The 13,004-nt window shown below is 70.8% G+C and carries 9 protein-coding genes and 1 pseudogene; 8 read left to right on the top strand and 2 right to left on the bottom strand.

Going from position 1 to position 13,004, the window contains the following annotated elements; all coding sequences use genetic code 11:
- Positions 1 to 78: 78 nt before the first annotated feature.
- The 5 genes from AB0F13_RS19960 (at position 79) to AB0F13_RS19940 (ending at position 6,114) form a co-directional block, all read left to right on the top strand.
- A complete protein-coding gene (locus tag AB0F13_RS19960) occupies positions 79 to 1,221 on the top strand; it encodes a HAMP domain-containing sensor histidine kinase (protein ID WP_362083674.1) in 1,143 nt (380 codons plus the stop codon).
- Positions 1,218 to 1,934 (top strand): response regulator transcription factor, encoded by a 717-nt coding sequence (locus tag AB0F13_RS19955; RefSeq protein WP_362083671.1) that lies wholly within the window; start codon positions 1,218 to 1,220, stop codon positions 1,932 to 1,934. Before AB0F13_RS19960 ends, AB0F13_RS19955 begins: the two co-directional genes overlap by 4 nt.
- Positions 1,935 to 2,065: 131 nt before the next feature.
- Positions 2,066 to 3,193, top strand: coding sequence for a UDP-N-acetylglucosamine 2-epimerase (non-hydrolyzing) (gene wecB / locus AB0F13_RS19950; protein ID WP_362083991.1), 1,128 nt, complete (start codon positions 2,066 to 2,068; stop codon positions 3,191 to 3,193).
- Between the two features lie 197 nt (positions 3,194 to 3,390).
- A complete protein-coding gene (locus AB0F13_RS19945; protein ID WP_362083668.1) occupies positions 3,391 to 4,758 on the top strand; it encodes a glycosyltransferase in 1,368 nt (455 codons plus the stop codon).
- A gap of 135 nt (positions 4,759 to 4,893) precedes the next feature.
- Positions 4,894 to 6,114 (top strand): hypothetical protein, encoded by a 1,221-nt coding sequence (locus AB0F13_RS19940; protein ID WP_362083988.1) that lies wholly within the window; start codon positions 4,894 to 4,896, stop codon positions 6,112 to 6,114.
- Here the strand turns inward: AB0F13_RS19940 and AB0F13_RS19935 are convergent.
- Positions 6,065 to 8,713 (bottom strand): valine--tRNA ligase, encoded by a 2,649-nt coding sequence (locus tag AB0F13_RS19935; protein WP_362083665.1) that lies wholly within the window; start codon positions 8,711 to 8,713, stop codon positions 6,065 to 6,067. The genes AB0F13_RS19940 and AB0F13_RS19935 overlap by 50 nt on opposite strands.
- 123 nt (positions 8,714 to 8,836) lie before the next feature.
- Between AB0F13_RS19935 and AB0F13_RS19930 the strand changes: the two genes are divergently transcribed.
- Both AB0F13_RS19930 and AB0F13_RS19925 read left to right on the top strand, forming a co-directional pair.
- Positions 8,837 to 9,745 carry a hypothetical protein gene (locus AB0F13_RS19930; protein WP_362083662.1) on the top strand — a complete coding sequence of 303 codons (909 nt, stop codon included), beginning with the start codon at positions 8,837 to 8,839 and terminating at the stop codon, positions 9,743 to 9,745.
- A gap of 205 nt (positions 9,746 to 9,950) precedes the next feature.
- A complete protein-coding gene (locus tag AB0F13_RS19925; protein WP_362083659.1) occupies positions 9,951 to 10,922 on the top strand; it encodes a hypothetical protein in 972 nt (323 codons plus the stop codon).
- A gap of 93 nt (positions 10,923 to 11,015) precedes the next feature.
- On the opposite strand, the pseudogene AB0F13_RS19920 reads toward AB0F13_RS19925, so the two are convergent.
- Positions 11,016 to 11,333: pseudogene (locus AB0F13_RS19920) on the bottom strand (hypothetical protein); the annotation flags it as partial.
- Between the two features lie 734 nt (positions 11,334 to 12,067).
- On the opposite strand from AB0F13_RS19920, the gene AB0F13_RS19915 reads away from it, so the two are divergent.
- Positions 12,068 to 12,952, top strand: a complete 885-nt coding sequence (locus AB0F13_RS19915; protein ID WP_362083656.1) for a hypothetical protein — start codon at positions 12,068 to 12,070, stop codon at positions 12,950 to 12,952.
- The last annotated feature ends 52 nt before the right edge of the window (positions 12,953 to 13,004 follow it).

The raw sequence follows: 13,004 nt of genomic DNA, 5'->3' as shown, positions 1-13,004 counted from the left end.
GCGCGCATCCGCTTTGGCATACGGTTTTTCCGGAAGATCCCTTGAGTGAGTTTCGGCGGGTGCGCACGGAGGAGAGCCATGGGGTCCGAGGACCGGGACCGGCTCCAGGCGGTCCTGGAGGCGCTGCCGGCCGCTGCGCTCCTGCAGGGCCCGGCCGACGAGGTGCTGGCCGCCAACCGGAAGTTCGTCCGCATGTTCGATCTGGAGGGGCGGGTCGACCTCTCCCCCGGCGCCCCCATGCAGCCGGTCGCCCCGCTCGTCCGGGCCTTCTTCGCCCCCGGCCACACCGGCCCCGGCACCCCCGGCGAGATCCTCTCCGGCCACCACGTCCACCGGGTGGCCGAGATCCCGCTCACCGACGGCCGGGTCGTCCGCCGCCAGGTCGAACCGCTGCGCCACGACGGCGCATACCTGGGCTCCCTGTGGGTGTTCGCCGACATCAGCGACGCCAGGCGGCGCGAGCACGACCTGGAGCGCGACAACCACACGCTCACCGAGCTCGCCCGGCAGCGCAACGCGTTCACCGCCGCCGCCTCCCACGAACTGCGCACCCCCCTCACCTCGATCAGCAGCTTCGGCGAACTGCTCGCCGACCCCGCCTTCGGCACCCTCACCGCCGAGCAGTCCTCCTTCCTCTACGCCATCCGGCGCAACGCCGAGCGGATGCAGCGTGTGATCTCCGACCTGCTGCTCACCACCCGGATGCGGGCCGCCGGGCCCGAGCCGGAGTTCGCCCCCGTGGACGTACCGCGGATGCTGGAGGACGCGCTCATGGACCAGATGGGCGCGATCGAGCGGGCGGAACTGTTCGCCGTCCTCGACTGCGCCCCCGGCCCCGCCCTGCGCGGGGACCGCCACCTCCTCCAGCACGCGCTCGGCAACCTGCTGGAGAACGCCGCCAAATTCACCCCGCCGGGCGGACGGATCACCCTCACCGCCGCGCCCCGCGGCATCCACTGGGACATCGAGGTCGCCGACACCGGCATCGGCATCCCCGACACCCACCGCCACGAGATCTTCACCGGCTTCGTCCGGGCGCCCAACGCCCGCTCCGGCGACTACCCCGGCACCGGCCTGGGCCTGGCCATCGGCCGCACCGTGATCGAGCAGCACGGCGGCACCATCTCGGCCGGGGGCCGGGAGGGCGAGGGCGCCGTCTTCCGCGTCCGCCTGCCCATCGCAGGGCCGCCGGCCCCACCGGAAGCGAGGTCGCGGCCGTGACCCGCATCCTCCTCGTCGAGGACGACCCCGACCTCACGCTCGCCCTGCGCGTCCTGCTCACCCGCGCGGGCTACGAGGCCGTGCACGCCGGCAACGGCCGCGACGCCCTGCGCCTGCTGTTCGCCGAGCGGCCCGCCCTGATGCTCCTGGACATCGGCCTGCCCGGCCTCGACGGCTGGGAGGTGCTCGAACGCACCCGGGACATGAGCGACCTGCCCGTCCTGCTGCTCACCGCCCGCGACGCCGAGACCGACCGGGTACGCGGCCTGCGCGCCGGTGCCGACGACTACCTTCCCAAGCCCTTCGGCAACGACGAGCTGCTGGCCCGCGTCGAGGCGCTGCTGCGCCGCAGCGCGCCCACGCGCTGGGCGGGCGACTCCTACGGCGGGGACGGACTGCGACTGGTCCCCGAACGGCGCTCGGCGGTGTGGCAGGGCCACGAGGCGCGGCTGAGCGACATCGAGTACCGGCTGCTGCAGGTGCTCGTCCGCAACCGGGGCCGGGTCATCACCACCGACCAGCTGCTCGACCGGGTGTGGGACGACCCGGAGGGCACCGGCCGGGAACGGGTGAAGTTCGCGGTGCTGCGGCTGCGGCGCAAGCTGCGCCAGGCGGCCGGGGACGAGGCCGCCGACCCCCTGGAGGCCGTACGCGGCCTGGGCTACCGCTACCGGGTGGAGAACGGCGGCGGCAACGGGGCCGAAGGTCCCTGACCGGCCCGGGACCAAGGTCCCCCGTCCTGGCTTCGCAACCGTCCGGCAACCGAAGGCCCGCCCGGCACGCAACCGGCGCACCACAGGCTCGTGAGCTGTCCCCGCCGCCGGCTCCAGGAGTCCCCCACGTGCTGTCCCTGCCCCCGCGCAGTGTCGCCATCGTTCTCGGTACCCGCCCCGAGCTGGTCAAGCTGACCGACCTCGTGCGCCTCCTGGGCCCCGCCGCCCACCTGGTGCACACCGGCCAGCACTACGACGAGGAGCTGTCAGGCCGCTTCCTGACCGAGCTGGGGCTGCCCGGGCCGACGTTCCTGACCGGCGTGGGCGGACAGTCCCGCGCGGTGCAGATCTCCGCCGCGCTCGCCCAGCTCGACACGCTGTTCACCGCCGCACCGCCGCTGGCCGTCGTCGTCCAGGGCGACACCAACGCCGCCCTCGCGGGCGCGCTGGCCGCCAACGCCCGCAGCATCCCCCTGCTGCACGTCGAGGCCGGGCTGCGCAGCCACGACCGCGCCATGCCCGAGGAGCACAACCGCGTCCTCATCGACCGCATCGCCGACGTGCTCTGCGCCGCCACCGGCGACAACCGCGCCAACCTCCTCGCCGAGGGCATCGACGACGCCCGCATCGCCGTCACCGGCAACACCGTCGTCGAGGCCGTGCGCAACCAGCTGCCGGGCGCGGTGGAGCGCGCGGCGCTCCTGGCCCGGCACGGGCTGGCCGCCGACGGCTACATCCTGGCGACGGTGCACCGGCCGGAGAACACCGACTCGGCGGACGCCCTGAGGGCGGTCCTCGCCGAGCTCGGCGCCCTGGCCGGCCCCGACCGCCCGGTCGTACTGCCGCTGCACCCGCGCACGCGATCCCGCGTCGAGGCCGCCGGACTCACGGACCTGCTGGCCCCGCTGACAGTGACCGCGCCCCTGGGCTACTCCGAGTTCCTGGCGCTGGCCCGGCACGCGGCACTGCTGGTCTCCGACTCGGGCGGCATCCAGGAGGAGTGCACGGTGCTGGGACGCCCGCTGGTGGTGGTGCGGCGCTCCACGGAGCGGCCGGAGGCGATGGGGGACTTCGCGGAGCTGGTGTCGCCGGGGGCAGGAATCGGGCGGGCCGCGCGGCGGCGCCTAGCGGAAGGCCCGACGGGCCTGGCCCGGCTGGCCGCGCTGCCGAGCCCCTTCGGGGACGGCCTGGCGTCCAAGCGGATCGTGGCGCTGCTGGTGGCGATCGCCGCACCGCAACAGCTGGCGGCCGCAGCGTAAGGACTTTCTTCCCCCACCCCGCCCCTTCCCGAACCGGGGCTCCGCCCCGGACCCCGGTCCTCATGCGCCGGACGGGCTGATCTGTTGCCCGGACCGGCAGCAAAATCCAGCCCGTCCGGCGATTGAGGACAAGAAACGGCGAAAGGGCGGGACCGGGGCTCCTCTCCATCCGACACACCCCCGGAGCTTCCCCCCGCATGTTCTCCAGCCCCTTCCTCCTCGCCTTCCCCTTCTTCCTCCTGCTCTGCTTCCTCCTCTACTGGGCCGGCGCCCGCCACGCGTACCTGCGCCGCCCCGAGGCCGCGAACGGCCACCCCGGCGCGTTCGACTGGCACTTCTTCGTCCCCTGCCGGGACGAGGAGGCCGTCGTCGGCACGACGGTGACGCAGCTGCGCGCCGACCACCCTGCCGCCCACGTGTGGGTCATAGACGACGACAGTGACGACCGCACCGGCGCCATCGTGGCCGGACTCGCCGACGAGGACCGGCGCGTCCACCTCGTACGCCGGCTCCGCCCCTACGCCCGCCAGGGCAAGGGCGCCGCGCTGAACGCCGCCTACGACGAGCTGAACGAGTTCCTGTCGAAGGACGCCGACCGCGAGCGCGTCATCGTGTGCGTCATCGACGCCGACGGCCGGCTCGACCCGCACGCCCTCGCCCGCGTCGGCGGGCCGCAGGGCCTCGGCGACCCCGGGACCGGCGGCGTGCAGGTCAGCGTCCGGATGCGCAACACCGAGGACCCCCACCCGCTCGGCGAGGACCGCGGCCGGATCCGCAATACCTTCGCGCGGCTGCTGGTGCGCATGCAGGACATGGAGTTCTCCGTCTCCAACGCGGGCATGCAGCTGCTGCGCGGCCGCACCGGCTCCGTGGGCCTGGGCGGCAACGGCCAGTTCACCCGGCTCGCCTCGCTGGACCGCATCGCCGCCGCCGAGCGCCGCCCCTGGCAGCGCGGCGCGCTGCTGGAGGACTACGAGCTGGGCCTGCACATGATCCTCAGCGGGGACCGCATAACCCACATCGCCGACACCTGGGTCTCCCAGGAAGGCCTGCCGCACGGCCGCCGGTTCCTGACCCAGCGCACCCGCTGGGCCCAGGGCAACCTGCAGTGCGTGCGCTACGCGCCGCGCATCGTCTCCTCCCGCCACTACGGCGGCAAGGGCGTTCTCGAGACGCTCTACACCTTCCTGCAGCCGGTGGCCCACCTGGTCACGCTGGCGCTGTGCGCGGTCATGTTCGTCCTCCTCGGTGTGAGCGCGGCCGAGAACGGCATGGGCGAGGCGTTCGGCGGCGTGCTGGCCCTGTGGCCGCTGGTGCTGGCGTTGGCCGTGGTGTCCGTGCTGCCGTTCGTGCTGTGGGGCCCGGTATACCGCCGGGTCCGCGCGCCCGGCCGGTCCCCGCTGACCGCCCTGCTCTGGGGGCTGGCCCTGTGGCTGTACGCGTACCACCTGTTCCCGGCCTCCGCGCGGGGGTTCGTACGGATGCTGCGGGGCCGCAACGGTTGGGCGAAGACCCGGCGCAACGCCGAGCCCGTGGAGTCCGGACCGGTGGCCATCGAGGCCTGAGCGACCTCATGGGCCCCATGAGGTCGGTCACAGATGTGGCCGACGGGGCAACTTCCCGTGCGCTTCCGTCATCTGACCGCCGGTGAAGTCCATGCCCGGAACGGTTCCGGATGGCGGAACGGGAGCGTTGTGCGAATACCGCAAATCGGCAATCGGACGCACTTGCTGCTGCTCACCGCGTGGGCGGCGCTCTGGTTCGTGATCGTCGAGCCCAGCGGCGGCTTCTCCTGGCACTACCTGCGCGCCGGCGGCGAGCTGATCTACGGGTCCTCGGGCGACGGCGGGCTCAACCTCTACGCCCGCCACCCCGAGCTGCAGATGGGGCCCATCAGCTTCCTCGTGGCGGGGTTGTTCAACCCCTTCCCTGCCGAGGTCGGGCAGGTGCTGGCCGAGGCGTTCATGTCGGCCCTGGGCCTGGTGATCATGGTCCTCGCCGGCCGCAGCGCCGCCCGGCACTTCCTGGGCACGGGTACGAACCACCAGCGGCTGCGCCGGCGCGTCCTCATCGCGGGCCTCGCCTTCATCCCCATGTGGATCGAGGTCTCGGTCCGCTTCGCGCACCTGGACGACGTCCTCGCGCTCTTCTTCACCGCCATGGCGGTGTACTACCTGACGCGCTGCAACGCGGCCGCGACCGGCATCTGCATGGCCCTGGCGCTGGACTCCAAGCCCACCGCGCTGGCGTTCCTGCCGCTGCTGCTCGCCCTGCCGAAGGAGAGATGGCTGCGCGCGGGCCTGTGGTGCGTGGGCCTGGTGGCCGTCGCCTGGCTGCCGTTCTTCGTCGTCGACCCGCAGTCCTTCGCGGCAGCCAAGTTCACCATCCCCAACAACCCCGCCTCCGCGCTGCGCTGGCTGGGTGCCACCGACCCCGAGACCCCGAACTGGGCCCGGCCCGCGCAGGCCGCCCTCGGCCTCGCCCTCGGCGCGCTCGCCGTCTGGCGCGGCCGGTGGGCGGCGGTCGTGCTGCTGGGCGCGAACGCCCGCATCGTCCTCGACCCCAGCGTCTACACGTACTACACGGCCTCCGTGCTGCTGGGCACCCTGCTGTGGGACGTGTGCGGACAGCGGCGGCTGGTGCCGTGGTGGAGCTGGATCGCGCTGATCGTTCTCTACGGGAGTGTGTTCGCCGTGCCCGACGAGTCGGTCAAGGGCCTGATCCGGCTCGGCTTCGTGGCCGTCTCGACGGCCTACGTCCTCTTCGCGCCCGTACGCGACCGGCGGGACCGCAATCAGCACAGGCCCCTCGACCGGGTGGAAGAGGGGCCTGTGGAGGGGCCGTGGGGTCCCATGTGGGACCCGGGCAGGACTAAGCCCTGGACGCGTTCTCCCCAGGCAGGGCGGCCAGCTGAGCGGTGATCCGCTCGATGTCGGCCTCGGCCGTCTCCAGCCGCTTGCGGATCTTGTCGACGGCCGCCTCGGCGGCCTTCGCGAGGAACGCCTCGTTGCCCAGCTTGGCCGTGGACTGCGCCTTGTCCTTCTCGGCCGCGGCCAGCGCCTTGGCCAGACGCTTGCGCTCGGCCTCGACGTCGATCGTGCCGGACAGGTCGAGCGCCACCTTCGCGCCCGCGACCGGGAGCGAGGCGGTGGCGGCGAAGCCCTCGCCGGCCGGCTGGAGGCGCAGCAGCAGACGCATCGCGTCCTCGTGGGCCGCCAGCGCCGTGCCGGTCAGGTCGAGCCGGGCCGGGACCTTCTGGCCCGGCTGCAGGCCCTGGTCGGAGCGGAAGCGGCGGACCTCGGTGACGACCTGCTGAACCGTAGCGATCTCCTGCTCGGCCGCCGCGTCGCGGAAGCCACTGTCGGCCGGCCAGTCGGCGATGACCACGGACTCGCGCCCGGTGAGCGCGGTCCACAGCGTCTCGGTGACGAACGGGACGACCGGGTGCAGCAGGCGCAGCGTGACGTCCAGGACCTCGCCCAGGACGCGGCGCGAGGCCTCGGCCCCGGGCCCGCCCTTCTGGAAGGTGGCCTTGGACAGCTCGACGTACCAGTCGAAGACCTCGTCCCACGCGAAGTGGAACAGCGTGTCGGAGAGCTTCGCGAACTGGTAGTCGTCGTAGTGCGCGTCCACCTCGGCGACGACCGAGTTGAGCCGGGAGAGGATCCACCGGTCGGTGGCGGACAGCTGCTCGGCGGGGGGCAGTTCGCCCTCGACCGTCGCCCCGTTCATGAGCGCGAAGCGCGTCGCGTTCCAGATCTTGTTGGCGAAGTTCCGCGAGCCCTGGACCCAGTCCTCACCGATCGGCACGTCGACGCCGGGGTTGGCGCCGCGGGCCAGGGTGAAGCGGACGGCGTCGGAACCGTACTTGTCCATCCAGTCCAGCGGGTTGACCGCGTTGCCGAAGGACTTCGACATCTTCTTGCCGAACTGGTCGCGGACCATGCCGTGCAGGGCGATGGTGTGGAACGGCGGGGTGCCGTCCATCGCGTACATGCCGAACATCATCATCCGGACGACCCAGAAGAAGAGGATGTCGTAGCCGGTGACGAGGACGGAGTTGGGGTAGAACTTCTCGACGCTCGCGGTCCGCTCGGGCCAGCCGAGCGTGGAGAAGGGCCACAGGCCGGAGGAGAACCAGGTGTCCAGGACGTCGGTCTCCTGGTGCCAGCCCTCGCCCGTGGGCGCCTCGTCGTCCGGTCCGACGCAGACCATCTCGCCGCCCGGCCCGTACCAGACTGGGATGCGGTGGCCCCACCACAGCTGGCGCGAGATGCACCAGTCGTGGAGGTTGTCGACCCAGCCGAAGTAGCGGGACTCCATCTCCTTGGGGTGGATGGCGACGTCGCCGTCGCGCACCGCCTTGCTCGCGGCCTCGGCCAGCGGGCCGACCTTGACCCACCACTGCATGGACAGGCGCGGCTCGATGGTCGTCTTGCAGCGCGAGCAGTGCCCGACGGAGTGCTCGTAGGGGCGCTTCTCGGCGACGATGCGGCCCTCGGCGCGCAGGGCGCCGACGATGGCGCTGCGCGCCTCCATGCGGTCCAGCCCCTGGAAGGGACCGTGCGCGGTGATGATCGCGCGCTCGTCGAGGACCGTCAGCGACGGCAGGCCGTGCCGCTGGCCGATCTCGAAGTCGTTCGGGTCGTGGGCCGGGGTGACCTTGACGGCACCCGTACCGAACTCCGGGTCGACGTGCTCGTCGGCGACGACCGGGATGCGGCGGCCGGTGAGCGGCAGCTCGATCTCGGTGCCGACCAGGTGTTTGTACCGCTCATCGTCGGGGTGGACGGCCACGGCGGTGTCGCCGAGCATCGTCTCGGCGCGCGTGGTGGCGACGACGATCTCCGAGTCCCCGGATCCGTAGCGGATCGAGACGAGCTCGCCCTCGTCGTTCTGGTACTCCACCTCGATGTCGGAGATGGCGGTCAGACAGCGCGGGCACCAGTTGATGATGCGCTCGGCGCGGTAGATCAGCTCGTCGTCGTAGAGCTTCTTGAAGATCGTCTGGACGGCCTCGGACAGGCCCTCGTCCATGGTGAACCGCTCGCGGCTCCAGGCCACGCCGTCACCCAGACGGCGCATCTGGCCGGAGATCTGGCCACCGGACTCGGCCTTCCACTGCCACACCCGCTCCACGAACGCCTCGCGGCCGAGGTCGTGGCGGGACTTGCCCTCCTTGGCCAGCTCGCGCTCGACGACGTTCTGTGTGGCGATGCCGGCGTGGTCCATGCCGGGCTGCCACAGGACCTCGAAGCCCTGCATCCGCTTCCGCCGGGTGAGGGCGTCGATCAGCGTGTGCTCGAAGGCGTGGCCCAGGTGGAGGGAGCCGGTGACGTTCGGCGGCGGGATGACGATCGTGTACGGCTCTTTGTCGCTCTTCGCGTCGGCCTCGAAGTAGCCCCGCTCCACCCAGCGCTCGTACAGCGGCCCCTCTACCTCGGCCGGCGCGTACTGGGTCGGCAGTTCAGGGGTGCTGTCGTTCGGCCCGCTGTCGGGGCGCTGAGTGTTCTCGGTCACGAACCGGATTCTACGGGGCGGGGGTGACAGCTCACGAACCCGTTTCCGCCCCTGGGGCCGGGGCCGTGCGGTTCATCCGGAAGGATGACGCGGAACGATCTTCCACGAGACGCAGAGGCAATGATGAGCCAGCAGCAGCCGGGCCCGTACGGGGTGCCGCCGCAGCAGCCGAACCCTTACACCCAGCCGCCCGCCCCCGGCTACCCGCAACAGCCGCAGCCCCAGGCGGGCGGCTGGGGCCCGGGCATGCCGCCCCCGTACCCGCCGCCGGCGCCCCCGCAGGGTGGCGGCAAGGGCAAGGCGGTCGTGCTGGCGGTCGCGGCGCTGGTCGTCGTGGGCGCGATCGTGGGCGGCGTCGCGCTCCTCGCAGGAGGCGGCAAAAGGGAGAGCAGGAGCGACAAGGCCGGCGGCATGGCCACGGCGAGCCCTTCCCCCGGCACTTCCGCCTCCGCGGCACCGGCCACGAAGCGCTACAAGATCATCACGCCCGACACGGTCGCGGGCGAGTACAGGAAGGACGCCGCGGATACCGGCGGCGGCTTCGACACCAAGGGCCTGAACGTGCTCAGGCTCCTGGGCGTCACCAACCCGCAGAGCACCTCGGGCGCCTACAGATCCGGCGAGGACAAGCGCGCCCAGAAGCAGCTCAGATTCTCCGGCGCCTGGGGCGACGACGTGCGCAACCCCGAGCTGGTGGTGGACGGCCTGTTCAAGGACGCGGCAGCCGGCGCCGCGAAGGACACCGACCCCGACTCGAAGACCGAGTTCGAGGGCAGCCCGCAGCGGATGTCCCCCGAGGGACTCGGTGACGCGGTGATGAAGTGCCAGATGAGCAAGTGGACCAACCCCGGCACGCCGGGCGCCAGGGCCCTGCGGATGCCGCTGTGCATCTGGGCGGACAAGAGCACCGTCGGCACGGTGTTCGCCCTGGACACGAACCTCATCGTGCGCGGCGAGGACCTCACTCTCGAAGAGGCCGCCGACCGGGCGGCGAAGTTGCGGCAGGACGTACGCGTCGAGGTCCAGCAATAGCGTCGGCGAATATCAGAAATCACCGAAATGGCCGAAGTCCGCGCCAAACTCCGCAATGCCGAGCACTATCAAGATCAACAAGTGAGGGCCGACGTCAACTGTTCCAAAACCGTTGCGGCCCCGCGGTAAAGCTCCGGTAAGCCGTCGGGAAGGATGGCGCAGAACCGACGCGAGAGTTCCCGCAGCGAAAGAGACCCAGACACCGATGAGCTTCAACCAGCCGGGCCCCTACGGCCAGCCTCCCCAGCCGCCGCAGGGCCCCACCCCCTACGGCCAGCCCGGCTACGGCTACCCCCAGCAGCCCCCGGCCGCCCCCGCCTACGGCCAGCAGCCCCCGCCGCCGCCGTACGGCGCCCCGCAGCAGCCGGCGCCGGGCGGCTGGGGCCAGCCCCAGGCCCAGGCCCCGGGCGGCTGGGGCCAGCAGCCGGGCATGCCGGGCCAGTACCCGCCGCCAGTGCCGCCCCAGGGCGGCGGCAAGGGCAAGGCCATCGGCATCACGATCGGCGCGCTCGTGGTGGTCGGCGCGATCGTCGGCGGTGCCGTCTTCTTCATGGGCGGCGGGAGTGACGGCGAGGTGAAGCCGTACACGATGGTGATGCCGGAGTCGGTGCTGGGCGGAAAGTTCACCAAGGGCACCGGCGCCCCGGGCGGCAACAGCAGCACGACCGACAAGTCCGAGGACATCACCAACGACAAGAGCGCCAAGGAGATGGGCGTCTCCAACGGCACGGGCGTCAAGGCCGCCTACACGAACCCTGAGAAGCAGATGCTCTCGGTCGTGGGTGCGTACGGCGAGCTCGCAGACCCGAAGAAGACGGTCGACGCCATGATCGCGAAGATGGAGGAGAACGAGAAGAAGAGCCAGGCCAACACGAAGGGCGCGCAGATCCAGACGGTCACGGCCTGGACCGAGTTCTCCCCAATCGGCTTCGACGGCGCGGTGATGAAGTGCGAGACCAAGAAGTCCACTTATGCCGTGGGCACCATGTCGAGCGAAGCCGAGGTGAGCGTCTGCATCTGGGGTGACTCGAGCGCGGTCGGGATGACCCGGCACATCGTCTCGAAGACCAATTCCCCCTACGGAGGCGCCTCCGCTGCCAGCGGCAAGGTGATGTCGGCCCAGGAGTTCTCCGAGGCGACCGCGAAGATCCGCAACGAGGTCCGCAAGGAGAAGTGACCTGCCATAGGCCCCTTCTCTCCTAGCCGCCGCAATTGCCCTTGGCGTTGCGGCGGCCACTCAACCACGTCGCCGTGCAAGCGGCGAATCCCCCAGCCAAGTGAAGGCTCTTTCCACCACCCACCCGTAGGCGCCCCGGCGGGTACCGCGTCGGGCGATCACGGACGTAATGCCGCCGACCCGGACCTGGTCGCTGCAGGCCTCGTGCCCGTAACCGCGGTCAGTGAAGAGAGAGTCGTTTGCGACACGAGTGCCCAACGAGCCCCGGACGGGTGGAGCGCCGAGTCCAGCTTCGCCACCGCGTTCAGCTCGACCAGCAGTACTTCGCGCACATGCTGCCGCACCCGGACATCGTTCCAGCCCGGCAGCCGTCGACCAGCGTGTCATCCGCGAGCCAAACCCCAGCGCTCGATCGGCAGCTACCCCTGGTTCCCGTGCGGAGATCAGCGCTGCCTCATGGTTGACCACCCTCCTTTGGCTTGATCGCGACTACTGAACGTTAAGCAGAGGCCGGTAATCTCCTAGGGATTTGATCAAGCATGCACTCAGGCATCCGGCCATCAGGCCGAGGTCGGAGTCAGACAAACCAAGGAGCAGATGTTGCGCAGGATTCCCCGTCGAGTTGCGGCAGCGACCGGCGTCATCATGGCTGCCGCCTCACTTCAGGTCGTTGCGACCAGCTCAGCAGAGGCCACGCCCGCCCACTGTGAATCGGTACTCAAGGCATTGGGCTACTCGGTCGGCCCCAAGGCAAAGCTGGCTTGCAGTGCTGCCGCCGGGGGAGTCCCGTGGGACTCGAACCCCGCGCTTTGCTACGCAGGCCTGTTCAGCATAGGCGTCAAGCAACACGATGCCGAGTCGGCTTGTTACTACTGATAAATGGCGTGTATCTAGGCCGTTTGAAGCACTAAGGGCCCCCGGCACTTGTCCAAGATGGGCACTGCTTTTACCCGGCAGGCCACCCTCAACGATTCGCTGGGGCAGCCATCGGTAGCTGGCCGGTGCGCCCGAGGCTACCGCCAAATTCCGCAGCTAGGCCGCAAGGATAAGGTAGCCGGTACGACCGGCCCCGAGGGCGCGTGGCAGGATTCGCGGGTTGACCTGTACTGGTCAGCCCGTCGTCCAAAGCCCTCAGGGGGACCCTGATGAGCCACCACCAGCCGGCCCCGTACGCCCCGCCGCCGATACCGCCCCAGCAACCGAACCCGTACGGCCAGGGCTACGACCAGGGCTACCCCCAGCAGCCGGCCACCGGCGGCTGGGGACAGCCCCAGGCCCCGGGCCCCTACGGCCAGTACCCGCCGCCGATGCCGCCCCAGGGCGGCGGCAAGGGCAAGGCCATCGGAATCACGATCGGAGCGCTCGTGGTGGTGGGCGCCATCGTGGGCGGGGTCCTCTTCTTCACCGGTGGCAGCGATAGCGGCAACGGTGGCGGCGGGGAGACCGGCGGCGGCGGGATACCCGCCAAGATGACGCCCTACACGATCGAGATGCCGCAGACGCTGCTGGACGGGAAGTACACCAAGAGCAGCCTCTCGTCGGGCAAGGACTCCGAAGACCTCAGCAACGACAAGAAGGCCAAGGAGTTCGGCATTGCCAACGGGACGGGCAAAAAGGGTTCCTACGAGAACAGCGAGAAGCAGCGGCTGAAGGTGACGGGGGTCTACGGCGACCTCGCCGACCCGGCGAAGACCGTGGACGCGTTGTTCGCCGACATGGAGCAGAGCCAGGCGAAGTACAAGGACCGCATCGAGACGGTGTCGGAGACCGCGGCGTACCGACCGGCCGGCTTCGACGGTGTGTCCCTCAAGTGCAAGACGCAGCGGGTCAAGAGCTCGCTCAGCAGCAGTTCGACGGTGACTGACGTGAGCACCTGTATCTGGGGCGACGCCAGCGCGATGGGCATCGTCGAGCACCGGGTCACGAAGGGCTCGGGGAGCTCGTCCGCAGCCACCGGCGAGGTCATGTCCGCCAAGGACCTCTCCGAGGCCACCGCCAAGGTCCGCAACGAGGTCCGCAAGGCGAAGTAGCCGGTAGCAGCACCGCCCAAGGGCCATGGCAGGATTCGCGGGTTGCCCTCAC

Source organism: Streptomyces sp. NPDC026206 (genome assembly GCF_040638465.1).
Lineage (GTDB): Bacteria > Actinomycetota > Actinomycetes > Streptomycetales > Streptomycetaceae > Streptomyces.
The sequence above is the reverse complement of the archived record's forward strand: the minus strand, read 5'-3'. Positions and strand labels throughout refer to the sequence as shown.

Excerpts from the sequence above, each read along its gene's own strand:
- AB0F13_RS19960 (WP_362083674.1), top strand. The coding sequence starts at position 79 with ATGGGGTCCGAGGACCGGGACCGGCTCCAGGCGGTCCTGGAGGCGCTG.
- AB0F13_RS19945 (WP_362083668.1), top strand. The coding sequence starts at position 3,391 with ATGTTCTCCAGCCCCTTCCTCCTCGCCTTCCCCTTCTTCCTCCTGCTC.
- AB0F13_RS19930 (WP_362083662.1), top strand. The coding sequence starts at position 8,837 with ATGAGCCAGCAGCAGCCGGGCCCGTACGGGGTGCCGCCGCAGCAGCCG.
- AB0F13_RS19925 (WP_362083659.1), top strand. The coding sequence starts at position 9,951 with ATGAGCTTCAACCAGCCGGGCCCCTACGGCCAGCCTCCCCAGCCGCCG.
- AB0F13_RS19915 (WP_362083656.1), top strand. The coding sequence starts at position 12,068 with ATGAGCCACCACCAGCCGGCCCCGTACGCCCCGCCGCCGATACCGCCC.